26 protein-coding genes are annotated in these 25,450 nt (G+C 73.9%); 15 read left to right on the plus strand and 11 right to left on the minus strand.

The genetic code is table 11. From position 1 onward, the window contains the following. The first annotated feature begins 17 nt into the window (after positions 1 to 17). The 4 genes from M4J07_RS47790 (at position 18) to M4J07_RS01725 (ending at position 5,379) form a co-directional block, all read left to right on the plus strand. Positions 18 to 2,066, plus strand: coding sequence for a LuxR C-terminal-related transcriptional regulator (locus tag M4J07_RS47790; RefSeq protein ID WP_308284722.1), 2,049 nt, complete (start codon positions 18 to 20; stop codon positions 2,064 to 2,066). A 132-nt stretch (positions 2,067 to 2,198) separates the two neighbouring features. Next, entirely contained in the window at positions 2,199 to 3,431 is a 1,233-nt protein-coding gene (locus M4J07_RS01715; protein WP_255966274.1) for a PucR family transcriptional regulator, read from the plus strand. A gap of 90 nt (positions 3,432 to 3,521) precedes the next feature. Further along, the gene (locus M4J07_RS01720) at positions 3,522 to 4,124 is read left to right on the plus strand and encodes an ArsR/SmtB family transcription factor (protein WP_255966275.1); all 603 of its coding nucleotides are present in this window, start codon (positions 3,522 to 3,524) and stop codon (positions 4,122 to 4,124) included. Positions 4,125 to 4,134: 10 nt separating this feature from the next. Further along, the gene (locus M4J07_RS01725; protein ID WP_255966277.1) at positions 4,135 to 5,379 is read left to right on the plus strand and encodes an MFS transporter; all 1,245 of its coding nucleotides are present in this window, start codon (positions 4,135 to 4,137) and stop codon (positions 5,377 to 5,379) included. 8 nt (positions 5,380 to 5,387) lie between these two features. On the opposite strand, the gene M4J07_RS01730 is transcribed toward M4J07_RS01725, so the two are convergent. Both M4J07_RS01730 and M4J07_RS01735 read right to left on the minus strand, forming a co-directional pair. Next, positions 5,388 to 5,783: a VOC family protein gene (locus tag M4J07_RS01730; RefSeq protein ID WP_255966279.1), complete on the minus strand. Its 396-nt coding sequence runs from the start codon at positions 5,781 to 5,783 to the stop codon at positions 5,388 to 5,390. Between the two features lie 30 nt (positions 5,784 to 5,813). Continuing rightward, on the minus strand, positions 5,814 to 6,449 hold the full coding sequence (locus M4J07_RS01735) for a TIGR03085 family metal-binding protein (protein ID WP_255966281.1): 636 nt from the start codon (positions 6,447 to 6,449) through the stop codon (positions 5,814 to 5,816). A gap of 83 nt (positions 6,450 to 6,532) precedes the next feature. Between M4J07_RS01735 and hisI the strand changes: the two genes are divergently transcribed. The 11 genes from hisI (at position 6,533) to lgt (ending at position 15,243) form a co-directional block, all read left to right on the plus strand. After that, the gene (hisI, locus tag M4J07_RS01740; protein ID WP_255966283.1) at positions 6,533 to 6,919 is read left to right on the plus strand and encodes a phosphoribosyl-AMP cyclohydrolase; all 387 of its coding nucleotides are present in this window, start codon (positions 6,533 to 6,535) and stop codon (positions 6,917 to 6,919) included. A gap of 19 nt (positions 6,920 to 6,938) precedes the next feature. Further along, complete coding sequence (locus M4J07_RS01745) at positions 6,939 to 8,420, plus strand: anthranilate synthase component I (RefSeq protein WP_255966285.1); 1,482 nt, start codon at positions 6,939 to 6,941, stop codon at positions 8,418 to 8,420. Positions 8,421 to 8,484: 64 nt separating this feature from the next. Beyond that, on the plus strand, positions 8,485 to 9,138 hold the full coding sequence (locus M4J07_RS01750; protein ID WP_255966287.1) for a TIGR02234 family membrane protein: 654 nt from the start codon (positions 8,485 to 8,487) through the stop codon (positions 9,136 to 9,138). 95 nt (positions 9,139 to 9,233) lie between these two features. After that, positions 9,234 to 9,485, plus strand: a complete 252-nt coding sequence (locus M4J07_RS01755; RefSeq protein WP_255966289.1) for an HGxxPAAW family protein — start codon at positions 9,234 to 9,236, stop codon at positions 9,483 to 9,485. Between the two features lie 175 nt (positions 9,486 to 9,660). Beyond that, complete coding sequence (locus tag M4J07_RS01760; protein WP_255966413.1) at positions 9,661 to 10,053, plus strand: DUF2752 domain-containing protein; 393 nt, start codon at positions 9,661 to 9,663, stop codon at positions 10,051 to 10,053. A gap of 130 nt (positions 10,054 to 10,183) precedes the next feature. After that, positions 10,184 to 10,993 (plus strand): indole-3-glycerol phosphate synthase TrpC, encoded by an 810-nt coding sequence (trpC, locus tag M4J07_RS01765; protein ID WP_255966291.1) that lies wholly within the window; start codon positions 10,184 to 10,186, stop codon positions 10,991 to 10,993. Positions 10,994 to 11,001: 8 nt separating this feature from the next. Further along, a complete protein-coding gene (trpM, locus tag M4J07_RS48425) occupies positions 11,002 to 11,190 on the plus strand; it encodes a tryptophan biosynthesis modulator TrpM (RefSeq protein WP_372343283.1) in 189 nt (62 codons plus the stop codon). Between the two features lie 63 nt (positions 11,191 to 11,253). Next, positions 11,254 to 12,543, plus strand: coding sequence for a tryptophan synthase subunit beta (trpB, locus tag M4J07_RS01770; protein WP_255966293.1), 1,290 nt, complete (start codon positions 11,254 to 11,256; stop codon positions 12,541 to 12,543). Beyond that, complete coding sequence (gene trpA, locus M4J07_RS01775) at positions 12,540 to 13,355, plus strand: tryptophan synthase subunit alpha (protein WP_255966295.1); 816 nt, start codon at positions 12,540 to 12,542, stop codon at positions 13,353 to 13,355. Before trpB ends, trpA begins: the two co-directional genes overlap by 4 nt. A 72-nt stretch (positions 13,356 to 13,427) precedes the next feature. Continuing rightward, complete coding sequence (locus M4J07_RS01780) at positions 13,428 to 14,204, plus strand: thioredoxin domain-containing protein (protein ID WP_255966298.1); 777 nt, start codon at positions 13,428 to 13,430, stop codon at positions 14,202 to 14,204. Between the two features lie 61 nt (positions 14,205 to 14,265). Beyond that, the gene (gene lgt, locus M4J07_RS01785; protein WP_255966300.1) at positions 14,266 to 15,243 is read left to right on the plus strand and encodes a prolipoprotein diacylglyceryl transferase; all 978 of its coding nucleotides are present in this window, start codon (positions 14,266 to 14,268) and stop codon (positions 15,241 to 15,243) included. 91 nt (positions 15,244 to 15,334) lie between these two features. Here the strand turns inward: lgt and M4J07_RS01790 are convergent, their stop codons facing one another. Genes M4J07_RS01790 through M4J07_RS01830 form a run of 9 tightly spaced genes read right to left on the minus strand, consistent with a single transcriptional unit; the run spans position 15,335 to position 25,432 of the window. Continuing rightward, on the minus strand, positions 15,335 to 16,219 hold the full coding sequence (locus tag M4J07_RS01790) for an HpcH/HpaI aldolase/citrate lyase family protein (RefSeq protein ID WP_255966302.1): 885 nt from the start codon (positions 16,217 to 16,219) through the stop codon (positions 15,335 to 15,337). Next, positions 16,216 to 17,427, minus strand: a complete 1,212-nt coding sequence (locus M4J07_RS01795) for a CaiB/BaiF CoA transferase family protein (protein WP_255966304.1) — start codon at positions 17,425 to 17,427, stop codon at positions 16,216 to 16,218. Before M4J07_RS01795 ends, M4J07_RS01790 begins: the two co-directional genes overlap by 4 nt. After that, complete coding sequence (locus M4J07_RS01800) at positions 17,424 to 18,782, minus strand: ADP-ribosylglycohydrolase family protein (RefSeq protein WP_374214977.1); 1,359 nt, start codon at positions 18,780 to 18,782, stop codon at positions 17,424 to 17,426. The genes M4J07_RS01795 and M4J07_RS01800 overlap by 4 nt, the downstream gene beginning before the upstream one ends. Continuing rightward, a complete protein-coding gene (locus tag M4J07_RS01805) occupies positions 18,779 to 19,927 on the minus strand; it encodes an ADP-ribosylglycohydrolase family protein (protein WP_255966308.1) in 1,149 nt (382 codons plus the stop codon). Before M4J07_RS01805 ends, M4J07_RS01800 begins: the two co-directional genes overlap by 4 nt. Next, positions 19,924 to 21,168 (minus strand): ADP-ribosylglycohydrolase family protein, encoded by a 1,245-nt coding sequence (locus M4J07_RS01810; protein ID WP_255966310.1) that lies wholly within the window; start codon positions 21,166 to 21,168, stop codon positions 19,924 to 19,926. The genes M4J07_RS01805 and M4J07_RS01810 overlap by 4 nt, the downstream gene beginning before the upstream one ends. Next, entirely contained in the window at positions 21,165 to 22,265 is a 1,101-nt protein-coding gene (locus tag M4J07_RS01815; RefSeq protein ID WP_255966312.1) for an ADP-ribosylglycohydrolase family protein, read from the minus strand. The genes M4J07_RS01810 and M4J07_RS01815 overlap by 4 nt, the downstream gene beginning before the upstream one ends. Before the next feature lie 49 nt (positions 22,266 to 22,314). Next, a complete protein-coding gene (locus M4J07_RS01820; RefSeq protein ID WP_255966314.1) occupies positions 22,315 to 23,628 on the minus strand; it encodes an ABC transporter substrate-binding protein in 1,314 nt (437 codons plus the stop codon). After that, positions 23,628 to 24,476 (minus strand): carbohydrate ABC transporter permease, encoded by an 849-nt coding sequence (locus M4J07_RS01825; protein ID WP_255966316.1) that lies wholly within the window; start codon positions 24,474 to 24,476, stop codon positions 23,628 to 23,630. The genes M4J07_RS01820 and M4J07_RS01825 overlap by 1 nt, the downstream gene beginning before the upstream one ends. Next, positions 24,473 to 25,432: a carbohydrate ABC transporter permease gene (locus tag M4J07_RS01830; protein WP_255966319.1), complete on the minus strand. Its 960-nt coding sequence runs from the start codon at positions 25,430 to 25,432 to the stop codon at positions 24,473 to 24,475. The genes M4J07_RS01825 and M4J07_RS01830 overlap by 4 nt, the downstream gene beginning before the upstream one ends. Positions 25,433 to 25,450: the final 18 nt, after the last annotated feature.

The raw sequence follows: 25,450 nt of genomic DNA on the forward strand, positions 1-25,450 counted from the left end.
GGCCTAGCGTGACGTGAGTGACCGGGAGATTCGTCCTGTTGCTGGCCGCCGCCGCGTACGAGACCGACCCCGAGGGGCCGGGCGTCGACGCGGGGCTCGTGCTGCGGGCCGCGACGGCGGCGGGGCTCGGCGCGGACGCCCTGGACGCGGCCGAGCGGGCGGGGCTGCGGCGTGGTCCTGACGGGCGCCTGCGGCTGCCGGACCGCCGTGACCTGTACGAGGCGGTGCCGCCCGCCCGCCGCAGGGCCGCGCACCGGCTGCTGGCCGCGGCCGCCGCGGGGGAGCGGCCGCGGCCGGCGACGCTGCTGCACCGGGCGCTCGCCCTGCCCTGTCCCGACGCGGCCGCCGGGGACGAACTGGCCGCCTGCGCACGGGAGCCGGGGTGTGCCTCGCACGGCGAGCGGGCCGCGGTACTGGCCCATGCGGCGGCACTCGCCGTGGACCCGGGCGTCCGCGCCGACCGGCTCGTCGCCGCCGCGGACCAGGCCCGGCGCGCGGGCCGGCCGCGCCGGGCGCGGGAACTCCTCGACCGGGCCGCCGAGTCGGCGGCGCCCGGCCCGGTGCGGGGCCGGGCCGCACTGGTGCACGGCCTGCTCGCCCTGCGCGACGGCCCGGTCGCCGACGCCCGCGAGTCCCTCCTCCTGGCGGCCCGGCTGTGCGCGCAGGACCCCCGCGGACCCGGCCCGGCCCTCGACGCCCGCCTCGCGGCGGCGGAGGCGTCCTGGGCGCTGGGCGACGCGCCGGCGTACCTGGAGGCGGTGGGCGTACCCGGCACACCCGGCGGGCCGCACCGGGTCCCGGCCGCGTCCGACGATCCAGGCCGCGAAGTCCATGACGTCCATGACGTCCGGGACGTCCGGGACTACCGGCTCGGCATGTCCGCCGCCCTCGGGGACCGGTTCGGGGCCGGGCGGGCGGCGCTGGCCAGGGTGGTCGAGCGGGCTGCCGGGGAAGGGCGTCCCGACGCGCTGCTGCGGGCCGGCGCCGCCGCCCTCGTCGGCGGGGACGTGGACGCCGCCTGCCGGCTGGGCAGCCGCGCCCTGGCCGCCGCCCGCGCCCACGACGCGGGGCCCGAACCGCCCCGGGCCCTGGAACTCCTCGCCTACGCGGAACTGCGCTCGGGCCGCCACGCCCGCGCCCGGGCCCACGCCGAGGAGGGGCTGCGCTGCGCGCACGACACAGGGCAGCGCAACGTCCTCGCCCACCTGCACGCCGTCCTCGCCCTCGTCGCCTCCCTGGACTGCGCCGCCGACACCGTCGCCCGGCACGCCCGCGCCGCCCAGGATGTCGCCGCCCGGCACGGCCTCGCCCAGGCCGCGACCCTCGCCGAGTGGGCCCTCGCCCGCGCCGACCTGGCCCGCGGCCGGGCACCGGAGGCCGCGTCCCGGCTCGGCCCGCTCGTCCGCCCCGGCCCGGGCCGCGGCCACTTCGCCGTCCGCCTGCTCGCCGTACCGGACTTCGTGGAGGCCGTCGTCCTCGCGGGCGAACCCGGCGCGGCCCGCACCGCCGTCACCGAGTTCACGGCCTGGGCCGAGCGCGGCCACGACCCGCAGGCCCCGGCCCAACTGGCCCGCTGCCAGGCCCTGTCCGCCACCGGCGACCCGGCCGGCGCCGACGCCCGCTACGCCGAGGCCCTGGCCCGCCACGACCGGGCGGGCGGCGACTACGAGCGGGCCCGCACCGCCGCCCTGTACGGCAAGTGGCTGCGCCGCTCCCGCAGACCGGCCAGGGCCAGGGCACTGCTGCGCGACGCCCTGGTCGCCTTCGAGCGGTGCGGCGCCACGGTCTGGGCCGCGCAGACGGCGGCCGAACTGCGGGCCACCGGCGAGGCCCCAGGGCAGGCCGAACCCCCGGGCAGACTGGCGGAGTTGACACCGCAGCAGCTGCGGATCGCCCGCTGCGTCGCCGAGGGCGACACCAATCGCGAGGTGGCCCGCCGCCTGTCGGTGAGCCCGCGCACCGTCGACCACCACCTGCGCAACGTCTTCGCCCAGCTCGGTGTCCGCTCCCGGACCGAACTGGCCCGCCTGGTGGACCGCGCGGAGCGGGCCACGGCGCCCTCCTGACCCCGACCGGGCGGTAACGGGCTGAGCACGGCTTCGTCCGAAGGCTGGAGACCGACCAGACGGTATGCCATTCTTCGGGCTCCGGGGCGGGTCCGTCGTGCCCCGGCGCGAGCCGACCCGTGGAGGACCGTGATGCCCGCCCACCTGGCACGTCCCCGCCCCCGTCCCCGTGCCGCCGGCGCCCCCGCCGGGTCCGCGGCGGTCGCCGTGCTGCGCCGTGCCGCGTCACCGCTGCGGAGTCAACTCCCCGTGCTCGCCGACCGGTTGATGGCCGAGCTGTACGAGCAGGAGCCGGCCTACCGCGCCGCGATCGACGCCGATCCCGGCGACGTACGGGACGAGGTGCGCAGATCGCTGCGGCACAGCGTCGGCTCGCTGCTCGACCCCGGACCCGCCCGCGCCGCCGCCCGGGCCTGCTCGGCGCGGATCGGTGCCGAACGGGCGGCCCGCGGCCTGCCGCTCGACGCCGTGCTGCACGCCTTCCGGCTCGGCGGCGCCCTGGTCTGGCAGGCGCTCGTCGACGAGGTGACCCTGCGCCACCCCGAGGACGCCCACCTCCTCGTCCACCTCGCCTCCGACGTCTGGAACTTCGTCGACGAGCACTGCACCTGTGTCGCCGAGGCCTACCGGGACGCGGAGCGCGAGCTGACCTGGCGACGCGAGAACCGGCGTCGCCTGATGGCCGCCGCGCTCCTCGACGGCGCCACCCGCATCGCCGACCTGCCCGACGTCGCCGCCGCACTCGGCCTGCCCGAGCGCGGCCGGTACGCGGTGGTGCTCGTCGCGGACGGCCGGGGCACCGCGCCGCCGCGCACCCCGGCCGGGGTGCGGGCCGTGTGGCAGCCGGGGCCCGGCGCCGCGCGCGGGATCGTCCACCTCGGTGACCTCACGCCCGCCCGGCTGGCGGAGGCGCTGGGCGCGTCGGGCGGTTGTCCGGCCGGGGCGCGGATCGGCGTCAGTCCGGCCGTCGACGGGCTCGCCGCGGTCGGCGGCGCCCGGCGGCTCGCCGAGACCGCGCTGCGCATCTGCCCGGCGGCCGGCGGCACCGTGCTCCTCGACGAGGAGCTGCCCGCGGCCCTCGTCGCGGCGGCCCCGGTGCTCGGCGGACTCCTCGCCGACCAGGTCCTCGGGCCCCTGCTCGCCCTGCCGCCCGCCGACCGGACGCTGCTGCTCGACACCCTGGACGTCTGGCTGGACTGCGACGGCTCGGCCCAGCGCGCCGCGGCCCGCCTCTACTGCCACCGCAACACCGTCCTCAATCGCCTGCGCCGCTGCGAACAGCTCACCGGCCGCAGCCTCACCCGCCCCACCGATCTGGTGGAGCTCGCCCTCGCCCTGAGCGCGCACCGGCTGCGACACGGCTGACCTGCGCCGTTCGCGGAGCCGTCGAAGACCCGAAAGAAAGGTTGCGCAATTTATATTGCGCAACTTTTCTTTTCTGTCTACGGTCGAGACATGGCAGGCACAGAGGCAGGCAAAGAGAGAGACCGGCGCATCACCGACGTGGGCACGCTCAAGGCGCTCGCCCACCCCGTCCGCGCCCAGCTCTACCGCGAGCTGACCCTGCGCCGCGTCGCGACCGCGTCGCAGCTCGCCGACCGGGTCGACGAGGCCGTCGCCCTGGTCAGCTACCACCTGCGCAAACTCGCCGAGCACGGCCTCATCGAGGAGGCCGAGCCGCAGGGCACCGACGGCCGCGAGCGCTGGTGGCAGCCCGCGTCCGACGGCGTGCAGATCCGCGACGCGGACTTCCGCGACGCCCCCGAGAAGGCCGCCGCCCACACCGCGGCCAGCCGCCTCTTCCTGGAGCAGCGCGTCGCCATGTACCGCCGCTTCCTGGACGAGCGGATCACCTGGACCGACGCCTGGGCCACGGCCCACGAGTCCTCCGAGTCGATGCTGCGCCTGACCGCGGGCGAACTCACCGAACTGGTGGGGGAGATGCGCGAACTGCTGCGCCGCTACGACGAGCGGGGCCGGGCCGCCGAAGCCGCCGGGGACACCGACGGCCGGGAGAACGTCGCGGTGCACACGTACGCGTTCCCCTTCCACGACTGAGGAGCCGACCATGGCGGCAACCGTCGTACGGGGAAGGACCACCGGGCCTCCCGCCCCCGCCCACCGGGACGGCAACGTCCTGCGCTGGCTCGGCGCCTACACCTCCTCCGCGGTCGGCGACAACGTCTACTACTTCGCCCTGTCCTGGGCCGCCGTGCAGAGCGGCACCCCCGCCCAGGCCGGCGTCGTCACCGCCGTCAGCGCCGTGCCGCGCGCCGTCCTCATGCTCGGCGGCGGCGTGCTCGCCGACCGGTACGGGCCGCGCCGGGTGGTCATCGGCAGCAGCGCCGTGCGCGCCCTGCTCGTCGTCGCGGCCGCCACCCTGCTCCTCGCGACCAGCCCGGGACTGTGGGCACTCGGCGCCGTGGCCGTCGTCTTCGGCGTCGTCGACGCCGTCTTCCTGCCGGCCGCCGGAGCGCTGCCCGCCCGCATCACCGCACCCGGCCAACTCGCCCGCGTCCAGGGCCTGCGCGCCCTCGCGACCCGGCTCGCCAACGTACTGGGCGGACCGCTCGGCGGCCTCGGCATCGCGCTCGGCGGCACCGCGGGCGCCTTCGGCTGCGCGGCCCTCCTGATCGGGATCTCGCTGCCCCTGCTGCTCGCCGTCCGGGTGGGGGAGCTGCCGCCTGACCAGCGGCAGGAGCGCGGCGCCGTCGTCGCCGAACTCCGGGACGGACTGCGGCACATCGCCCGCCACCCCGTCCTGCGCCCCCTCGTGCTCTGCATCGCCCTCGGCGACCTCGGCTTCGTCGGCCCGATGAACCTCGGCCTCACCCTCCTCGCCCGGGACCGCGGCTGGGGCTCCGCCGGGATGGGCCTGGTCCTCGCCGGATTCGGCGCCGGCGCCGGACTCGCCGCCCTGCTGCTCACCGTGCGCGGCCGGGTGCCCAGGGCGGGCCTGGTCACCGGCTGCGTGGCCGTCGCCGGGTCGGTGGCGATCGGGGCGCTCGCCCGGGTGCCGTCCATGGCGGGCGCCGCCGCGGTGGCCCTCGCGATCGGCCTGCTCGTCGGGCTCGCCGGGACGCTGAGCGGGGCCCTGCTCCAGGCGCACGCGGGCCCCGCCTACATCGGCCGGGTCACCTCCGCCGCCACCCTGGTCAGCTTCGGCGTCGCACCGCTGACCTTCCCGGTGGTCGGGTGGGCGGTGCAGCAGTGGGGGACGGGGCCGGTGTTCGCGGTGTGCGCGGCGGTCTGTGCCTCGGGCGGCGCGGTGGCCCTCGCCTCCCGCGCCCTGCGCACCGCCGAACTCCCGTAGCCGGAGAGCTACTTGACCGGCTGCATCAGCTGCACGTAGTTGCCCACGGTGTCGTCGAGCACCGCCGTGATCACCGGCCCCTCCTCCTGCGGGCCCTGCGTGAACCGCACCCCCGCCGCGACCAGCCGCTCGTGCTCGGCCGCCACGTCGTCCACCGAGAAGACGACCACCGGCAGCCCCGCCTCGCGCAGGGCCGCACGGTACGGTTCCGCGATCGGGCCCTGGCCCGGCTCCAGGAGGAGCTCCACGTCCTCCTGGGCCCCGGCCGCACCCACCGTCACGAAGAGCGTGCCGTCGCCCAGGTCGATGTGCGTACGGGTCTCGAAGCCGAGCAGGTCCGTGTAGAACGCGTGGGCCCCGGCCACGTCGTCGACGTACACGCTGGTCATGGCGAGCTTGATCATGTGGGCCTTTCCGTGGTGCGTGCGCCGGGCCTACAGGCCCAGCGCCCGGGTCTCGCTGAGCCGCTCGATCGCGGCCTTGTCGCCTTCCATCTCCACGTTCGCCGCGTCCTGCCGGCCGAACGCGAACATCAGCAGCTCCGCCGGCTCACCGGTGACCGTGACCACCGGGGCGCCGCGATGGGCCACCGCCGTCTGTCCGTCGGGCCGGCGGAGCACCAGGCCGACGGGCGCCTTGCGGCCCATCACCCGCGCCATCCGCTCCAGCCGCGACCACAGCACGTCGGAGAAGACCGGATCGAGCTCGCGCGGCGTCCAGTCGGGCTGCGCGCGCCGCACGTCCTCCGTGTGGACGTAGAACTCGACGGTGTTCGCCGCCTCGTCCAGCTGCTTCAGGGAGAACGGCGAGAACCGCGGCGGACCGGTACGGATCAGCTGGATCAGCTCTTCGTAGGGCTTGTCGGCGAACTCGCCCTGCACTCGCTCCAGACGTCCGGCGAGCTGCTTGACGAGGGTGCCGCCCGCCGCGTCCGGGCGGCGCTCGCGCACCACCACGTGGGCCGCGAGGTCGCGGGTGGTCCAGCCCTCGCACAGAGTGGGGGCCTCAGGGCCCGTCGCCTCCAGGAGGTCGGCGAGGAGAAGTCGTTCACGCTTGGCATGGGTCGACATGGCCGCCAGCCTACGACCGCCCTCCCCGTCCGGACAGTGGACACCGGCCGAAGCGGCCCGACCGGCGCGGCACAATGGCACCCATGACCAGCGCGCCCCCGCCCTCCTCCGCCGACAGCAGCCTCGACCCGGCCGTCGCCGCCCGCCTCAAGCGCGGCGCCGACGGTCTGATCCCCGCCGTCGCCCAGCAGTACGACACCGGCGAGGTGCTCATGCTCGGCTGGATGGACGACGAGGCGCTGCACCGCACCCTCACCACGGGCCGCTGCACCTACTGGTCGCGCAGCCGCCAGGAGTACTGGGTCAAGGGCGACACCTCCGGCCACTTCCAGTACGTGAAGTCGGTCGCCCTCGACTGCGACGCGGACACGCTGCTCGTGAAGGTCGACCAGATCGGTCCCGCCTGCCACACCGGCACCCGGACCTGCTTCGACGCCGACCAGCTGCCCGTCACCGGCCCCGCCGCCTGAACCCCTAGGCTTCCTCCCCATGGATCTCGAGACCTTCCGCAAGCTCGCGACCGACCGCCGAGTGATCCCCGTCAGCCGCAAGCTCCTCGCGGACGGTGACACCCCCGTCGGTCTGTACCGCAAGCTCGCCGCCGAGCGGCCCGGCACGTTCCTCCTGGAGTCCGCGGAGAACGGCCGCTCCTGGTCCCGGTACTCGTTCGTCGGCGTCCGCTCCGCCGGCACCCTCACCGAGCGCGACGGACAGGCCCACTGGCTGGGCACCCCGCCGGTCGGTGTCCCCGTCGACGGCGACCCGCTCGCCGCCCTGCGCGCCACCGTCGAGACGCTGCACACCCCGCGCTACGAGGGCCTGCCGCCGTTCACCGGCGGCATGGTCGGCTACCTCGGCTACGACATCGTGCGTCGCCTGGAGAAGATCGGCCCCGGCGAGCGGGACGACCTGAAGCTGCCCGAGCTGACGATGCTGCTCACCAGCGACCTCGCCGTCCTCGACCACTGGGACGGCTCGGTCCTCCTCATCGCCAACGCGATCAACCACAACGACCTCGACACCGGCGTCGACGAGGCGTACGCCGACGCCGTGGCGCGGCTGGACGCCATGGAGGCGGACCTCGCCAAGCCGGTCCAGTCCGCCCCGGCCGCGCTCCCGCCGTCCGAACTCCCGGAATTCACCGCCCTGTGGGGCGGCAAGGACTACCAGGTCGCCGTCGACGACATCAAGGAGCGCATCCGCGCGGGCGAGGCCTTCCAGGTCGTCCCCTCCCAGCGCTTCGAAACCCCTTGCGGCGCAAGCGCGTTGGACGTCTACCGGGTGCTGCGGGCCACCAACCCGTCCCCGTACATGTACCTCTTCCGCTTCGACGGCTTCGACGTCGTCGGCTCGTCCCCCGAGGCCCTCGTCAAGGTCGAGGACGGGCACGCCATGGTCCACCCCATCGCGGGCACCCGGCCGCGCGGCGCCACCCCGCAGGAGGACCAGGCCCTCGCCGACGAACTCCTCGCCGACCCCAAGGAGCGCGCCGAGCACCTCATGCTCGTCGACCTCGGGCGCAACGACCTGGGCCGGGTCTGCGAACCGGGCTCCGTCGAGGTCGTCGACTTCATGTCCGTCGAGAAGTACTCGCACGTCATGCACATCGTCTCGACCGTCACCGGCCGGGTCGCCGAGGGCAGGACCGCGTACGACGTGCTCACCGCCTGCTTCCCCGCCGGCACCCTCTCAGGGGCGCCCAAGCCCCGCGCGATGCAGATCATCGACGAGCTGGAGCCGTCCCGGCGCGGCCTGTACGGCGGCTGCGTCGGCTACCTCGACTTCGCCGGGGACTCCGACACCGCCATCGCCATCCGCACGGCGCTGCTGCGCGACGGCACCGCGTACGTGCAGGCGGGCGCGGGCGTCGTCGCCGACTCCGACCCGGTCGCCGAGGACACCGAGTGCCGCAACAAGGCGGCCGCGGTGCTGCGCGCCGTCCACACGGCGAACCGGCTGCGGACGACGTGACGCACTGTGAAGTGACGCACGCCTCCGGCCCCCGGGGCACACACACCTGTACAGACAGGCGATAGTGGAGTACGTGACTGCCGTACCGCACCCCCGTACCGATGCCGCCGCCGACTCCGCCGGTTCCGCCAAGGGCGGCCGGCGCAGCCTCGCCGTCGCCCTGTTCTTCGGGGCCGTGGGAGCCGCGGTCGCGCTGCTCGCGTCCCGCCAGGAGTGGTGCTCGGGCGTCGCCGCCGTCGCGGGCGGCAAGCTGCCGCTGACCGCGAAGGGCAGCGACGTCACGGGCGTCCCCGCCGCCCTCGCCATAGTGGGCCTCGCGGCCCTCGTCGCCGTGTTCGCGGTGCGCAGGGCCGGCCGGATCCTGGTCGCCGCACTGCTCGCGCTCAGCGGCGCGGGCGCCGTCGCCGCCGCCGTGCTCGGCGCGGGCGACAGCGCCGCCCTCGACGAGAAGGCGGCCGAGGCCTCCGGCGACGCGGCCACCACCATCGACGCGCTCACCCACACCGCCTGGCCGTACGTCGCGGCCGCCGGCGGCGCGCTGATCCTGATCGCCGGGATCCTCGCCGTCATCTACGGCGCCGCCTGGCCCTCCATGGGCGGCCGCTACGAGCGCTCCGGCGCCCCGCGCACCCCCCGGGCCAAGCCCGTCGACCCGGACCGTCCTGAGGACCTGTGGAAGGCCCTCGACCGCGGCGAGGACCCGACAGGCACCGCCTGACCCCGGGTTCATCGCTGACGAGCGAGTACGGGACAATGGAAACGAACGTCGTACGCCGTGCGTACGCATAGGCCATAAGCAACGAGGAGCAAGCCATGGCGGACAGCAGCCACGGACACACCCCGGCCGCCTGGACCGGTGTCATCATCGCCTTCATCGGGTTCATCGTCGCGGGCGCCTTCATGGTGATGGTGGAGCCGGTCGGCTTCTGGGTCGGCATGGCTCTGCTCGCCATCGCCCCGATCGTCGGCGGCGCCATGAGCGCGGCCGGCCTCGGCAAGCCGAAGCGCGCCGAGCTGAAGCTGCCGGCCAAGGCGACCGCGCAGACGGTCGGCTCGGAGGCCTGACCCGTCCCGGTACGGACCGCGTGAGAGGGGCGGGGCGGCGACAGGATCGCCGCCCCGCCCCTTTCGCGCGCCTGGGAGGGCGGAGCGGGCGGCACCGGGGGAGAATCCACGGGTGACCGTCGAGACGACCGACACCGCCCCCACGGCCCCCGCCGCACCCCCGGCCAGGTCCGGCCTGCTGCGCCGGACCGCCGTCCCGCTCGGTGTTCTCGGCGGCGTCGCGGCCGCCTTCGCCTACGTCGGCGCCGTCGACCCGAACGAACCGGGCCACTACCCCGCCTGCCCCCTGCTGCGCGTGACCGGCCTGTACTGCCCCGGCTGCGGCGGACTGCGCAGCGCCCACGCGATCGTGCACGGCGACCTCACGGCGGCGCTCGGCGCCAACGCCCTCGCGGTCGTCGGCTACGCGCTCTTCGCGGTGCTGTGGACGGTGTGGGCGGTCCGCGCGGCGCGCGGCAGACCGCTCGGCGCCGGCCCGGGACGCGCCCACCTGTGGGTGCTCGGCGCGGTCGTCCTGACCTTCACCGTCGTCCGGAACCTGCCCTTCGGTGGCTTCCTGCACCCTTGACCGGCGGACCCGGCGGCTGTCCACGGAATGGGATCACCGTCAACCGGATGCGGAGCCTTCGCCCACCTCCGGATACCATCACAGTGACCAGTCGGTTGCCCAGTGAACTGTCAGAAGGGAGTCCGCTCGCGTGAGTGTGCTCGACGAGATCATCGACGGAGTCCGTGCCGACCTCGCGGAACGGCAGGCGCGCGTCAGCCTCGACGAGCTCAAGGAGCGCGCGGCCAAGGCTCCCGCGGCCAAGGACGGGGTCGCGGCCCTGCGCGGCGACGGCGTCAAGGTCATCTGCGAGGTCAAGCGGTCCAGCCCCTCCAAGGGCGCCCTCGCCATGATCGCCGACCCCGCCGCCCTCGCCGCGGACTACGAGGCGGGCGGCGCCGCCGTCATCTCGGTCCTGACCGAGCAGCGCCGGTTCGGCGGCTCCCTCGCCGACCTCGAAGCGGTCCGCGCCAAGGTCGACATCCCGGTCCTGCGCAAGGACTTCATCGTCACCTCGTACCAGCTGTGGGAGGCCCGCGCGTACGGCGCCGACCTCGCCCTGCTGATCGTGGCCGCCCTGGACCAGCCCGCCCTGGAGTCCCTCATCGAGCGCGCCGAGTCCATCGGCCTCACGCCGCTCGTGGAGGCGCACGACGAGGACGAGGTGGAGCGCGCGGTCGACGCCGGGGCCAAGGTCATCGGCGTCAACACCCGCAACCTCAAGGACCTCACGGTCGACCGCGGTACCTTCGAGCGCGTCGCCCCGGACATCCCGGACCACATCGTCAAGGTCGCCGAGTCCGGCGTGCGCGGCCCGCACGACCTGATCGCGTACGCCAACGCGGGCGCGGACGCCGTCCTCGTCGGCGAGTCCCTCGTCACCGGCCGCGACCCGAAGTCGGCCGTCTCCGACCTGGTCGCCGCGGGCGCCCACCCGGCGCTGCGCCACGGACGGAGCTGACCCGAGCCATGCCGATCTCCGCCCGCCTCGCCCCCGGCTGCCGCCCCCGCGGCTGCCGGGCTCCGGCGCGGCGCGTGCGGGGTCGCAGGGTGCGGTACCACATCGGCGCGGAGCCGGGCCAGATCAACGGCATGCGATGGCAAGCGCCCCTTCAGGGGGCGCGGAGCACGGCGCGAGCGACCACACCCAGCTGGTAGCCGCGTCACCACAGGCGCCCCACGGCGATGAGTCATCACCCGATCCCACCGTGAGGTTCACGCATGCCCAGCGACTACTTCATCCCTGACCCGGACGGTCAGATCCCCAGCGCCGAGGGCTACTTCGGCGCGTTCGGCGGCACGTTCATCCCGGAGGCCCTGGTCGCCGCCGTGGACGAGGTCGCCGTCGAGTACGACAAGGCCAAGAACGACCCCGAGTTCGCCCGCGAGCTCGACGACCTCCTGGTCCACTACACCGGCCGCCCCAGCAGCCTCACCGAGGTGCCCCGGTTCGCCGAGCACGCCGGCGGCGCCCGGATCTTCCTCAAGCGCGAGGACCTGAACCACACCGGCTCGCACAAGATCAACAACGTGCTCGGGCAGGCCCTGCTCACCAAGCGCATGGGCAAGACCCGCGTCATCGCCGAGACCGGCGCGGGCCAGCACGGCGTCGCCACGGCCACGGCCTGCGCGCTGTTCGGCCTCGACTGCACCATCTACATGGGCGAGATCGACACCCAGCGCCAGGCCCTGAACGTGGCCCGGATGCGGATGCTGGGCGCCGAGGTCATCGCCGTGAAGTCCGGCAGCCGCACCCTCAAGGACGCCATCAACGAGGCGTTCCGCGACTGGGTCGCCAACGTGGACAGGACCCACTACCTGTTCGGCACGGTGGCCGGGCCGCACCCCTTCCCGGCCATGGTCCGCGACTTCCACCGGGTCATCGGCGTCGAGGCCCGCCGGCAGGTCCTGGAGCGCGCCGGGCGGCTGCCCGACGCGGCGATCGCCTGTGTCGGCGGCGGCTCGAACGCCATCGGCCTGTTCCACGCGTTCATCCCGGACGCCGACGTCCGCCTCGTCGGCTGCGAGCCGGCCGGCCACGGCATCGAGACCGGCGAGCACGCCGCCACGCTGAGCGCGGGCACCCCGGGCATCCTGCACGGCTCCCGCTCCTACGTCCTCCAGGACGAGGAGGGCCAGATCACCGAGCCGTACTCGATCTCGGCCGGCCTCGACTACCCGGGCATCGGCCCCGAGCACGCCTACCTCAAGGACAGCGGCCGCGGCGAGTACCGGGCGGTCACCGACGACGCGGCGATGCAGGCCCTGCGCCTGCTCTCCCGCACGGAGGGCATCATCCCGGCGATCGAGTCGGCGCACGCCCTCGCGGGTGCGCTGGAGGTCGGCAAGGAGCTGGGCAGGGACGGGCTGATCGTCGTCAACCTGTCCGGGCGCGGCGACAAGGACATGGACACGGCCGCGCGCTACTTCGGCCTGTACGACGAGGGCACCGACGCCGAGGTGGCGGCCGACTCCGCCGACCTCGCCGAGATCGAGGGGGACGCCAAGTGAGCGGCAACATCCAGCTGTTGAACGACACCCTGGCGAACGCCAGGGCCGAGGGCCGCGCCGCCCTCATCGCCTACCTGCCCGCGGGCTTCCCGTCCGTGGACGGCGGCATCGAGGCCGTCAAGGCCGCTTTCGACGGCGGCGCCGACGTCGTCGAGGTGGGCCTGCCGCACTCCGACCCCGTCCTCGACGGCCCGGTCATCCAGACCGCCGACGACATCGCGCTGCGCGGCGGCCTGAAGATCAAGGACGTCATGCGCACGGTGCGCGAGGCGCACGAGGCCACCGGCAAGCCGGTCCTCGTCATGACGTACTGGAACCCGATCTACATCTACGGCGTCGAGCGGTTCACCACCGAGCTGGCCGAGGCCGGCGGCGCGGGCTGCATCCTGCCCGACCTGCCGGTGCAGGAGTCCGCCGAGTGGCGGCAGCACGCCGAGAAGAACGGCCTGGGGACGGTCTTCGTCGTCGCCCCCAGCAGCAAGGACGAGCGTCTGGCCACCATCACGGCGGCCGGTTCCGGCTTCGTCTACGCCGCGTCCCTGATGGGCGTCACCGGCACCCGCGAGTCCGTCGGCAACCAGGCGCAGGACCTCGTCCGCCGCACCAAGGCCACCACGGACCTGCCGGTCTGCGTCGGCCTCGGCGTCTCGAACGCCGTGCAGGCCAAGGAGGTCGCGGGCTTCGCGGACGGCGTCATCGTCGGCTCCGCGTTCGTGAAGCGGATCCTGGACGCCGAGGACGCGGAGGCGGGCCTCGCCGGCGTCCGCGAGCTCGCCGCCGAACTGGCCCAAGGGGTCAGGGGTAACGCTTAGTCACGTAACCCATATGGGTGGTATGTGGACCGGGGAGGCACGCTCGTGCCTCCCCGGTTCGTTGGCGCGGGTGTGAGTGAGAAGAACCGTGAGGGAAAGCGCGCGGCCCGCGAGCGGCTTGCCGTGGAGCGCGAGAAGCAGAAGGCCGCGGAGAAGCGGCGCCGGACACTGATCGTGGGCGCGGCCGTCGTCTGCGTGCTCGGCCTGGCCGCCGTGATCGGCGTCGTCGCGGCCAATTCCGGCGACGACAGTTCCAGCGAAACGTCGGGCGAGGTCGTCCCCCCGAAGGGAGCGACCGGCAAGGACGACCTGGCGATCCCCGTCGGCAAGGACAGCGCCAAGTCGACGCTCACGGTGTGGGAGGACTTCCGCTGCCCCGCGTGCAAGTCCTTCGAGGACACGTACCGGTCGACGATCCACGAGCTGACCGACTCCGGAGCGCTGCGCGTCGAGTACCACACGGTCACCCTCATCGACGGGAACATGGGCGGCAGCGGCTCCCTGCACGCGGGGAACGCGGCGGCGTGCGCGCAGACCGCCGGCAAGTTCCGCGACTACCACGACGTGCTGTTCGAGAACCAGCCGGAGGAGACGGACGACGCCTTCGCCAAGAACAGCAAGCTGATCGAGCTCGCAGGGAAGGTCGACGGGCTCGTCACCGACACCTTTAAGTCGTGCGTCGACGACGGCACGCACAACAGCTGGATCGCCAAGTCCTACAAGGCGTTCCAGGACGCCGGCTTCTCGGGCACGCCGACCGTCCTGCTCAACGGGAAGAACATCCTGGGCGACAACACCCTGACCCCGGACAAGCTGAAGAAGATGGTGGAGGACGCGAACAAGTCGTAATGGAGCCGTTGCCGGGCTGCCCGTCGTCCCCGTGGCCCGGCACGGTAGCGTCGACCCTGCCATGGAACTTGCCTACATTCCCAGCCCGTCGCGCGGGGTCATCCATCTCGGACCGATCCCGCTGCGCGGCTACGCGTTCTGCATCATCATCGGCGTCTTCGTGGCCGTCTGGCTCGGCAACAAGCGCTGGATCGCCCGCGGCGGGCGAGCGGGCACGGTCGCCGACATCGCGGTCTGGGCGGTGCCGTTCGGCTTGGTCGGCGGCCGGCTCTACCACGTGATCACGGACTACGAGCTGTACTTCAGCGCGGGCCGTGACTGGGTGGACGCCTTCAAGATCTGGGAGGGCGGCCTCGGCATCTGGGGCGCCATCGCGCTCGGCGCGGTCGGCGCCTGGATCGGCTGCCGCCGGCGCGGCATCCCGCTGCCGGCGTGGGCCGACGCGCTGGCGCCCGGCATCGCCCTCGCGCAGGCCGTGGGCCGCTGGGGCAACTGGTTCAACCAGGAGCTGTACGGCCGCGAGACCGACGTGCCGTGGGCGCTGAAGATCACCTCGGACACGGACGGGCGGGTGCCGGGCCTCTACCACCCGACCTTCCTGTACGAGTCGCTGTGGTGCATCGGCGTCGCGCTGCTGGTCATCTGGGCGGACCGCAGGTTCAAGCTGGGGCACGGACGGGCCTTCGCGCTGTACGTCGCGTCGTACTGCGCGGGCCGGTTCTGGATCGAGTACATGCGCGTCGACGACGCGCACCACATCCTCGGCCTGCGGCTGAACAACTGGACGGCGCTGCTGGTCTTCGTGCTCGCCGTGGTCTACCTGGTGGTGTCGGCGAAGGTGCGGCCGGGCCGCGAGGAGATCGTGGAGCCGGTCCCCGCCGGGGAGGCGCAGGAGGAATCCGCCGCGGCGAAGGACGGTTCCGGTGACGGTGAGGATGACGGTGCCGTGAAGCTGGACAAGTCCGAGGACGCGGATACCGAGGCCAAGGACGAGGCCAAGGACGAGGCCAAGGACGAGGCCGGGGCCAAGAAGACCTGAGGGTTTGTGGTCGTACGGGGACGAGGGCGCTGAACCGGTCGGTTCGGCGCCCTCGTTTCGTCCGGCGGTCAGGAGGTGCCGCTCGGGGCCGTCAGCCGACCGCGAGTCCGTCGTGACTGGTCGCGCAGTTCCCCGCGCCCCTGGTCGGCCCACCCGGCCTGGACGCCAGCGCCAGCGTCCGCTCGGCGCCCGCGACCACGGCCGCGTCCACGAAGCGGCCGTCCGACAGCGCCAGCGCACCCGCGTCGGTGGACGCCGCGGCGACGATCTCCTCGGCCGCCGTGATCTCGGCCGCCGTCGGGCGGAACGCCTCCTCGATCACCGGGAGCTGGCGCGGGTGGATCGCCGTGCGGCCCAGGAAGCCCAGGGCGCGGCCCTCGGCGCAGGAGCGGGCCAGGCCCGCCGTGTCGCGGACGTCCGGGTAGACGGACTGCGGCGGCGGAGGCAGCCGGGCCGCACGGGCGGCGACCACCGCGCGGCCGCGCACCCAGGCGAGGCCCGCCGCGTCCGCGATGCCGAGATCGGCCCGGAGGTCCGCCTCGCCGAGCGCGATGCCGTGCACGGACGGGTGGGAGGCGATCGCATAGGCCTGCTCGACGCCGAGGGCCGACTCCAGCAGGGCGTACAGGGGCGGCACTTCGACGGCCCAGTCGGCGACCCTGGCCAGGTCGGCCGGGTCGTGGACCTTGGGCAGGCGCAGCGCGTCGAGGCCCGGGAGCGGGGCGAGGCGGCGTACCTCGTGCTCGGCGAGGGGGCCGTCGAGCGCGTTCACCCGGACGTGCACCGGCACTCCGTGCCGGTCGGCGAGCAGTTCGGCCGTCGCGTCGAGCGCGTACGCCTTGCGGTCGGGGGCGACCGCGTCCTCCAGGTCGACCAGCACCACGTCGGCGCCCGAGCCCAGGGCCTTGGCGACCACGTCGGGGCGGTCCCCGGGCACGTACAGCCAGGTGACCCGCACAGCGTCCAAGGTGCTCATACCGCACCAGCCTCCCTCAGCGAGGCGATGTCCGCCTCCGACAGACCCAGGCCGTGGAGGATCTCGTCGGTGTCGGCGCCGTGCGGGCGGCCGGTCCAGGCGATGGCGCCCGGGGTCTCGGAGAGGCGGAAGAGCACGTTCTGCATCTTTACCGTGCCGAAGTCGGGGTCGGGGACCTCGGTGACCGAGTCCAGGGCCCGGTACTGCTCGTCGCGCAGCACGTCCCGGATGTCGTAGACCGGGGCGATGGCCGCCTCCGCCTGCTCGAAGGCCGTCACCACCTCGTCCCGGGTGTGGGCCGCGATCCAGCTGCCGACCGCCTCGTCCAGCTCGTCCGCGTGACCGGCCCGGCCCGAGCCCGTCGCGAACCACTCCTCGGCGATGAACTCGGGGCGCCCCACCAGGTGCATCACCCGCTCCGCGATCGACTGGGCCGAGGTGGAGACGGCGACCCACTTGCCGTCGGCGGTGCGGTACGTGTTGCGGGGCGCGTTGTTCGTGGAGCGGTTGCCGGTGCGCGGCTGGACGTAGCCGAGCTGGTCGTACCAGGTGGCCTGCGGGCCGAGGATCGCGAGCATCGGCTCGATGATCGCCATGTCGACGACCTGGCCGCGGCCCGTCGTGTCCCGGCCGCGCAGGGCCGCCATCACCGCGTACGACGTGGCCAGGGCCGCGATGGAGTCGGCCAGTCCGAACGGCGGCAGCGTCGGCGGCCCGTCGGGCTGGCCGGTGATCGCGGCGAACCCGCTCATCGCCTCGGCGAGCGTGCCGAACCCGGGGCGGTGCGCGTACGGGCCGAACTGGCCGAACCCGGTGATCCGGGCCAGCACGAGCCGGGGGTTGGCGGCGCTCAGCTCGTCCCAGCCGAGGCCCCACTTCTCCAGGGTGCCGGGGCGGAAGTTCTCGATGACGACGTCCGCGTCCGCCACCAGCTTGAGCAGGACGTCACGGCCGCCGGGGGAGGAGAGGTCGAGCGTGAGGTTCTTCTTGTTGCGGCCGAGCGTCTTCCACCACAGGCCGACGCCGTCCTTCGACGGGCCGTGGCCGCGGGACGGGTCGGGCCTGCGCGGGTGCTCGACCTTGACGACCTCGGCGCCGAAGTCACCGAGCATCGTGGCGCAGAGCGGGCCCGCGAAGAGGGTGGCCAGGTCGAGGACGCGCAGCCCGGTCAGAGGGCCCTGCGGTGGGCTTGATTGAGGGGTCGTCATGTGCGGGCCTCCAGGGTGAGCCGGGCCAGTTCGTCGAAGCCGATGCCGTCGAAGCCGGCCACGGTCGTGGCGAGCCGGTTCTTCAGCGGAGCCGTCCACCGCTCGCCCAGCGCGTCCGGGTGTCCGGCGAGCAGACCGGCGATCGAGCCCGCCGTCGCCCCGTTGGAGTCGGTGTCCCAGCCGCCGCTCACCGCCCGGCAGACGGAGCCGGAGAAGTCGCCGTCGGCGTGGGTGAGGGCGGCGGCCAGCAGCGCCGCGTTGGGCAGCACGTGCACCCAGTGGTGGTCGGCGTACTCGGCGTGCAGGGCGTCGACGACAGTGTCGAAGTCCTCGTGCGCACGGGCCAGTTCGACGCCGAGCCCGACGGCCCTGGCATAGCGCGAGCCGGGCGGTACGACGGTCAGGCCCGCCTCGATCGCACCGTGCACGTCCACCGTGCCGGAGGCGGCGGCCGCGACGGCGGCGGCCGTGAACATCTCCCCGTACACGCCGTTGGCGGTGTGGGTGAGCACGGCGTCGTGGTGGGCCTGCTCCGCGGCGCGCGCCGGGTCGCCCGGGTTGGTCCAGCCGAACACATCGGCGCGGATCTGCGCGCCGATCCACTCCCGGAACGGGTTGCGGTGCACGGCCGCCGCGGGCGGCTCCAGGCCGTCGAGCAGATTGCGGTACGCGACCCGCTCGGCGGTGAAGGTGCGGCCGGCGGGCAGCTCGTCGAGCCAGAGCCGCGCCACGTCCTCGGTGGTGAAGCCGGGGCCGTACCGCTGGAGCAGCAGCAGGGCGAGCAGCGGGTAGTTGAGGTCGTCGTCCTCCGGCATCCCGTCGATGTTCTCGGCGAGCGAGGTGGGTGCGCTGCGCCGGTTCCACGGGTAGGCGGCGGCGAGTTCCGGGTCGAGGCCGACCTCCGTGAACCAGCCGTCGAGCGGCCAGTTGCCGGTCGACCGGGCGAGGGCGCGGATGCCGGCGAGGGGCAGCTTCTCGACCGGCTTGCCGAGGAGGCAGCCGGCGGCCCGGCCCAGCCACGCCGCGTGCAGGGCGTCGTACGCGGCGGGGCGCGGCGTGGTGGCGTGCTGCGGCCAGGTCGCCCTGATCGCGGCCAGACCGGTGGGCTCGTCGGCGGCGAGCGGGGACGGCAGCGCCGCCAGCTCGTCCAGCAACTCCCCGGCCAGCGCCCGCAGTTCGGGCGTCGCCGGTGTCGCCGACGCCCCGGCCCGGTCCGGCGCCAGATGGCCGCCCGCGGTCACCCAGCGCCGCTCGACCGCACCGACCGCCGCCGCGTCGCGGCCGTCCTGGGCCGCCTGCCGCAGCTCGTGGCCGATCAGGTCCTCGGCCTGGACCCAGGTCAGACGCAGCATCACAGCCCCGCGACCGACGCGAACGCGGTCTCGTGGGCACGCCGGCGCTCCAGATCGCGGCCGTACACCTCGCGCGTGACCTGCGCGAGCGACGTCGCGGGGCCGTGCAGATCCAGCTTGCTGGCCCGAGCGATCTCGGCGCTCCACTCCTTGGGCACCGCGCCCTCCCCGTACAGCGCTCCCACGATCGCGCCGCTCATCGTGGCGATCGAGTCGCAGTCGCGGCCGTAGTTGACCGAGCCGAGCACCGTGTGCCGGAAGTCGCCGCGGCCCACGAGCAGCATGCCGAGGGCGACCGGGAGCTCCTCGATGGAGTGCAGCCGCGAGGGGCGGCGGGCGCCCAGCGACGGCTTGCGGTACTCCGGGCCGACCGTGTCGAAGGGGGCCACCGCCTCGCGCAGCGGCTTGAGGGCGTCCTCGAAGTCGTCGTAACGGGCGGCCACTTCGCAGACCGCCTCGATCGCCGCCTTCGTGCCGTCCTTGGCCAGCTCCAGCACGTCGTCGACGACCGACTCGGGCGTGGCACCCGGCTTGTACGCCGCCGCGACCGCCGCCGCGAACACTCCTGCGGCCTCCCGGCCGTACGAGCTCTGGTGCGCGCCGGCCACGTCCAGGGCCTCTTCGTACGCCTTGAGCGGGTTGCCCGCGTTGACCGCGCCGACCGGCGCCATGTACATCGCCGCACCGCAGTTGACGATGTTGCCGACGCCCGCCTCGCGCGGATCGACGTGCCCGTAGTGGATCCGGGCGACGATCCACTTCTCGGCGAGGAAGATCCGCTGCAGGGGCAGGGCCTCCGCCTCCAGCTCCGGGATCCAGCGTGGGGTCGTGATCAGGTCGGGGACCAGGTGGTCGGCGACGGAGTACGCGTCGAGGTGGTCGCGGACCTTCTCGTAGACGCGGACCAGCGCGTGCGTCATGAGGGTGTCGTCGGTGACGTGCCCGTCGCCCTTGTGGTACGGCGCGATCGGGCGGGCCGTCTTCCAGTCGTCCTTGTAGAACGGCTCCACGATGCCGCGGACCCGGCCGCCGTGCCGCTCCGCGATGGCCTCCGGCGTCCAGCCCTCGACCGGTCCGCCCAGCGCGTCGCCCACGGCCGCGCCGACCAGGGCGCCGGTGGTGCGGTCTTCCAGTGAAACGGTGCTCATGCCGAAGTTCCTTCCGGGGCGGGGGAGTTCGAGGTGGTGCGGGCGAGCCGGTCGGCCAGCTCGGTGAGGTCGGTGCCGGCCAGCCGCGGCAGGGCGCAGCCCGCGAGGGTCCGGCAGGCGTCCCGCCAGGTCTGCGGGAGGGCCTCCGCGCCGCCGAGCGCGCCGGTCAGCGCGCCGGCCAGGGCGGGGGCGCTGTCCGCGACGCGGGAGAGGCAGGCCGCGGTGGGCACCGCCTCGGTGACGGCGCCCGCGGCGGCCGTCGCCACGGCGAGCGCCACGGGCACGGTCTCCGCCGCCGCGATGCCGTAGCTGTAGACGTGGTCGACGATCTCGTGCTCCAGGACGGGCACGAGGGCGAACGCGTTGCCCGGCAGGCCGGGGCGGGCCGCGGCCGTGGTGCGGCCGAGCTCCACCGCGCGGTGCGCGTTGCGGTGGATCTCCGTGCCGGGCGGGAGCTGGGCGAGCGCCGCGTCCACGCACGCGTCGACCGGAGCCCCGCCGAGCGCCGCGGCGACCGCCGCCGCCATCGCCCGCGCGCCGTGCACACCGTCGCCGTCCTGGGTGTAGCGGGCGTCGAACTCGGCCAGTTCCGCGGCGAGTTCGGGCTGTCCGGGGTGGACGACCGCGAGCACGGCGGCCCGTACGCAGGCGGCGTCGTCGAAGTAGTGCGGGTTGTCGTGGCCGGTCGCGGGCGGGCGCAGGCCCGCCGCGAGGTTGCCGAGGCCCGCGCGTACGGAGATCCGGGCGCGCAGCGGGATCTGGGCGGACTCGATCTCGTCGGCGCGGGCCGCGGCCGCGGCGATCTCGTCGGCCAGGGTGTTCCAGGCGAGTGCGAGGGCCGAGCGGACGCGCTGGTCAGGGGGGAGGTCGCCGAGGCCGTCGGCGTAGGCGTCGAGCACGGCGTGCGCGGTGAACGCGGCCCACTCGGCGTCGTCGGACGGGCCGAGGCGCAGCGGCTCCGGCGGCTGGTTCAGGGCGATCGGGACGGGGAGGGTGGTCGTCGCGTTCTGCTCGGCGAACGTGTCCAGTTCGCGGGTGAGGCGACGGGTCCAGTCGGGGAGGCGGGCCGCGCGGTGTCGTCCCGACGGCCAGCCGGCCGCGTCTCCCGCGGCGATTCCCAGGAGGAGGCCCTCGATGCGGGTGGGGGGTGCCGTTGCCGTTGCGGCGGATGGTGTTGCGGTCGCGGGGCTCTGCCCCGGGCCCCGCTCCTCCATCGCCGGAGGGGCTTGGATCTCGCTCATGCGACCGCTCCCGTTCGGTCCGGCGGTGGAGGTGTCAGGCAGTCCGCCACGTCCAGGACGTGGCGGCCCGCCATGGAGGGGAGGCAGCTGCCCCTGACCGGGCCGATCGCCGAGGCCCAGGCCCCGGGGATCGCCGTCTCGCCGCACAGCGCTCCCGCCAGGGCGCCCGCGACCGCCGCCGTCGTGTCCGCGTCGCGGCCCATGTTGACCGCGGTGAGGACCGATTCGCGGAAGTCGCCGCGGGCCACCGCGAACGCGCCGAACGCCAGGCCGACCGCCTCGGGCGCCAGGTCCGTCCACGGGTAGCCGCCGATCACGACCGCCTTGCGGACCGCGCGCTCCATCGAGAGCTGGGTGCCGTCGGGGTCGCGGCGGGCGAGCCGGGCCGCCGACACCGCGCGGTGCAGGGAGCGCGCCGTCCAGGAGTCGTCGGGCACCACGGACAGCGCGGCCTGGACGACCGCGTCCGGGTTGTGGCTGACCATCGCGGCCGCCACTCCCGCGGCCACCGCCCGGCCGCCGTGGATGCCCTCGCCGTCGTGCGACACGGTGCCGTCGATCGCGACGAGCCGGGCCGCCTCGGCGGGGCGTCCGGCCGCGTGGACCCCGAAGGGCGCCGCGCGCATGGCGAGTCCGTCGCTCCAGGCGTGGCGGTGCTGGGCGGAGATGGGGGCGGCGAGGCCGCGGCGGAGGTTCTCCAGGGTGCCGCGTTCACTGAAGCCGGCGCCCTTGAACGGGCCCTCGTCGCGGTCGGCGATCCAGGTGTGCCAGGCCGACTCGACGTGCTCGACCGTCAGGGCGGCGCCGTGCTCCGCGAGCAGCAGGCCGGAGAAGATCGCGTACTCGGTGTCGTCCGTGCCGGCCGGGTCGGCGGAGACGAACCCCTCGATGCGGCCCCACCGTTCACGGATCTGGGACGGCTTCATGTTCTCGGCGGGCGCGCCGAGCGCGTCGCCGACGGCGAGTCCGAGGAGCGCGCCGCGGGCGCGGTCCCGCAGGGAGATCGCGCCCGGCGGCTGGGGGCACGGGACCGTGCGGAGTCTGCGGGGGCCCGCGGTGCCGTCCGCGGGAGGATCCGGGTCGACGCTGACGCTCATGGTGTGCTCGTGCTCTTTTCTGGGGTTGTGCTTGGGGCTCGCGCCCGGTTCAGCGCTGGTAGCGGTCGAGGATGCGGTTGCCGTCGCCCGCGAGCCGCTTGCGGAGTTCGGTGACGCCGAACGCGCCGTTGTAGTACTCCTGGTAGGCCGGAGTGGCGATCTTGTCCTTCCACTCCGCGTAGCCGCGCACCCCGAGCACGGGGGACGGGCGCAGCGCCGCCGCTATGTCGGCGCCGGTCTTCCAGCCGTACGTGTCCGTGGTGAGGGACGGGTCCTTCAGGGCTTTGGTGCTGGTGGGCAACAGCCAGTCGCCGCGCGCCAGTTGCACCTGGTGCTCGGCCTGGGTGAGGAACGCGACGAAGTCGGCCGCCTGCTGCTTGTGCCGGCTGTCCTGGGACACCGAGAGGGTCTGCGGGGCGGTGCCCTGCGCCGATCCGCCGGCGCCCGACGGCATCGGCAGGACCGACCACTCGAAGCCCTTGGGTGCCTGCTGCCGCACCTGCTGGCGGTAGGAGAAGTTGAGCGGCAGCATGGCGTAGCGGCCCGCGAAGAAGCCGGGCAGGGTGTCCGACCCCGACATGCCCAGGCCGGACTTGGGGGCGGTGCGGTCCTTGTTGACCTGCCGGTTGATGAGCTGCGCCACCGCGGAGTCCGCGGCGCCGTACCGGATGTCGTTCTTGCCGTCGGCGTCCTTGTAGAAGATCCGGCCGCCGGTCGACAGGGACAGGTTCACCGACTGGCTCACCGGTTCCTTCATCGACCAGGCGACGCCGTACTGATCGGTCCTGCCGTCCTTGTCCTTGTCCCGCGTCAGCTTCTTGCTGACGCGCTCGAACTCGTCCCAGGACCACGGGTGTCCGGCCGTCGGGATGCGGACGCCGGCCGCGTCGAGCAGCTTGGTGTCGGCGATGAGGACCCGCGGCTCCTGGAGGAAGGGGACGCCGTACGTCTTCCCCTCGTACGCCGTGGTGTCCCACGACGCCTTCGGGATGTCCGCCTTCAGGGACGCGGGCAGGTACGGGGAGAGGTCGGCGAGGTAGCCGCCGTTGGCGAAGTCCGTGAGGTCGGAGGCGTCGTCGTGGAAGATGTCCGGCGCCTCACCGCCCTCGAAGGAGGTGAGGAGCTGGTCGTGGATGTTGTCCCAGCTCCCCTGCACGTACTTGACCTTCACGTGGGGATGGGTGTCGTTCCACTGCTTCACCAGCGCCTTGTTGGCGTCGACGGACTCCTTCTGCCAGGCGAGGCTGAGGAATTCGAGGGTGACCGTGCCGTCGGCGGCGTCGGAGTCCGGGCCGCCGCAGCCCGCGACGAGGGCGAGGGAGAGTGCCGCGGCGGCGCTCGCGACGATTCGGCGGGTGCGCATCAGCCCTTCACCGCCCCGCTGAGCATGCCGCCCACCAGCCGGCGCTGGAGCAGCGCGAAGAAGACGAGGCTGGGGATCGTGGCGAGGACCGAGGCGGCCGCGAGCGGGCCCAGGTCGGCGACGCCCTCGGCGCCGAGGAAGCGGGTGAGGATGACCGACATCGTCTGGTTCTCCGGGGACTTGAGGAGGACGAGGGCGAAGAAGAACTCGTTCCAGGCCGTCACGAAGCTGAACATCAGGGTCGCCACCAGGCCGGGCGCGAGGAGCGGCAGCACCACGCTGGTGAGCGTGCGCAGCCGGCCCGCGCCGTCCATCGCCGCGGCCTCCTCCAGGGAGCGCGGCACCGACTTGACGTAGCCCTGGAGCATCCAGAGGGAGAAGGGCAGGTTCCAGACGACGTACACGATGATCAGGCCGAGCAGGCTGTCGATCATGTGCAGGTTCTTCAGGACCAGGAACAGCGGGATGATCACCAGGACGAACGGGAACATCTGGCTGACCAGGATCCAGACCGTGCCCGCCTGGCTGACCCGCGACCGGTAGCGGACCATCACGTACGCCGCGGGGACCGCGATCGCCACCGAGATCACCGAGGCGCTGACCGCGACGACCAGGCTGTTGAGCGCCGAGTGGAGCAGGGGCTGCGCGTCGAAGGCCGCCCGGTAGTTGTCCAGGCTCGGGTGCCGGGGCAGCCACGTCGGATCGATCGAGCCGAGCTCCTGCGGGGACTTGAACGACGTCGAGACCAGCCACAGGAGCGGGAAGGCCAGGAAGACCAGGTAGCCCAGGAGCGCCAGGTACTGGCCCGCCCGGCCCGCGGCGCGGGGGAGTGCGGTGCTCGCGCTCATGCGGCGTCCTCCTTGAGCTTGTTGCGCAGGAACAGCGTCAGCAGGACCGCGATCACCGCGACCATGACGAGACCCATCGCGGCGGCGTACCCGAACTGTCCGTACTTGAAGGCCTCTTCGTACGCGAAGAGCATCGGGAGCCGGGTCTGGCCGCCGGGGCCGCCCTGCGTGAGGACGTAGACCAGGCCGAAGGAATTGAAGTTCCAGATGAAGTTGAGCGCGGTGACGGCCAGGACCACCGGCTTCAGCGCCGGCCAGGTGACCGTCGTGAAGCGCCGCCACAGTCCCGCGCCGTCCAGCTGGGCGGCCTCGCGCAGCTCGTGCGGCACGTTCTGCAGCCCGGCCAGCAGCACCACCGTGGTCTGCGGCATGCCCGCCCAGACGCCGACGACGATGACCGCGGGCAGCGCGTAGGACAGGTCCGCGAGCCAGTCGACGTTCTCGTGGAGGACACCGAGCTGGGTCAGCGTCTTGTTCAGGATGCCCGCGTCCGAGTGGTAGACGAGCCGCCACATGATGCCGACGACGACCTCGGGCATCGCCCACGGGACGAGGGCGAGGGTGCGGGCCAGCCAGCGGAAGCGCAGGTTCTCGTTGAGCAGCAGGGCGAGGCCGAGCGCGAGCACGAACTGCAGCGCCGTCACGCACACCGCCCAGACGAGCCCGATCCGGAACGACTCCCAGAACAGCGAGTCGTGGCGCAGGTCCAGGAAGTTGTCCGCGCCGACGAACTGCGTGGGTGACGTGCGGCCCGCCTGCGAGTCCGTGAACGCCAGCGCGACTCCGTACAGGAGCGGACCCACGCTGAGGACCAGGATCGGGATCAGGGCGGGCAGCAGCAGGAACCACGCGCCCCGGTCCAGGCCCAGCGCGCGCTTGCGCTGTCCCGGTGTACGGGGCGGCGGTGTGCCGCGGTCGCCCGGGACGGCTCTGTCCCGGGAGGCGGTGAGACTCATGGTGCGAACCTCGTGACT

The sequence above is a fragment of the Streptomyces longispororuber genome, assembly GCF_024448165.1.
Taxonomy (GTDB): domain Bacteria; phylum Actinomycetota; class Actinomycetes; order Streptomycetales; family Streptomycetaceae; genus Streptomyces; species Streptomyces longispororuber_A.

Excerpts from the sequence above, each read along its gene's own strand:
- M4J07_RS01795 (WP_255966304.1), bottom strand. The coding sequence starts at position 17,427 with ATGACGACCCCTCAATCAAGCCCACCGCAGGGCCCTCTGACCGGGCTG.
- M4J07_RS01820 (WP_255966314.1), bottom strand. The coding sequence starts at position 23,628 with ATGCGCACCCGCCGAATCGTCGCGAGCGCCGCCGCGGCACTCTCCCTC.
- M4J07_RS01805 (WP_255966308.1), bottom strand. The coding sequence starts at position 19,927 with ATGAGCACCGTTTCACTGGAAGACCGCACCACCGGCGCCCTGGTCGGC.
- M4J07_RS01715 (WP_255966274.1), top strand. The coding sequence starts at position 2,199 with ATGCCCGCCCACCTGGCACGTCCCCGCCCCCGTCCCCGTGCCGCCGGC.
- trpB (WP_255966293.1), top strand. The coding sequence starts at position 11,254 with ATGCCCAGCGACTACTTCATCCCTGACCCGGACGGTCAGATCCCCAGC.
- M4J07_RS01755 (WP_255966289.1), top strand. The coding sequence starts at position 9,234 with ATGGCGGACAGCAGCCACGGACACACCCCGGCCGCCTGGACCGGTGTC.
- M4J07_RS01745 (WP_255966285.1), top strand. The coding sequence starts at position 6,939 with ATGGATCTCGAGACCTTCCGCAAGCTCGCGACCGACCGCCGAGTGATC.
- M4J07_RS01825 (WP_255966316.1), bottom strand. The coding sequence starts at position 24,476 with ATGAGCGCGAGCACCGCACTCCCCCGCGCCGCGGGCCGGGCGGGCCAG.
- M4J07_RS01725 (WP_255966277.1), top strand. The coding sequence starts at position 4,135 with ATGGCGGCAACCGTCGTACGGGGAAGGACCACCGGGCCTCCCGCCCCC.
- trpM (WP_372343283.1), top strand. The coding sequence starts at position 11,002 with ATGCCGATCTCCGCCCGCCTCGCCCCCGGCTGCCGCCCCCGCGGCTGC.
- lgt (WP_255966300.1), top strand. The coding sequence starts at position 14,266 with ATGGAACTTGCCTACATTCCCAGCCCGTCGCGCGGGGTCATCCATCTC.
- M4J07_RS01790 (WP_255966302.1), bottom strand. The coding sequence starts at position 16,219 with ATGAGCACCTTGGACGCTGTGCGGGTCACCTGGCTGTACGTGCCCGGG.
- M4J07_RS01730 (WP_255966279.1), bottom strand. The coding sequence starts at position 5,783 with ATGATCAAGCTCGCCATGACCAGCGTGTACGTCGACGACGTGGCCGGG.
- hisI (WP_255966283.1), top strand. The coding sequence starts at position 6,533 with ATGACCAGCGCGCCCCCGCCCTCCTCCGCCGACAGCAGCCTCGACCCG.
- M4J07_RS01720 (WP_255966275.1), top strand. The coding sequence starts at position 3,522 with ATGGCAGGCACAGAGGCAGGCAAAGAGAGAGACCGGCGCATCACCGAC.
- M4J07_RS01810 (WP_255966310.1), bottom strand. The coding sequence starts at position 21,168 with ATGAGCGAGATCCAAGCCCCTCCGGCGATGGAGGAGCGGGGCCCGGGG.
- M4J07_RS01815 (WP_255966312.1), bottom strand. The coding sequence starts at position 22,265 with ATGAGCGTCAGCGTCGACCCGGATCCTCCCGCGGACGGCACCGCGGGC.
- M4J07_RS01735 (WP_255966281.1), bottom strand. The coding sequence starts at position 6,449 with ATGTCGACCCATGCCAAGCGTGAACGACTTCTCCTCGCCGACCTCCTG.
- M4J07_RS01830 (WP_255966319.1), bottom strand. The coding sequence starts at position 25,432 with ATGAGTCTCACCGCCTCCCGGGACAGAGCCGTCCCGGGCGACCGCGGC.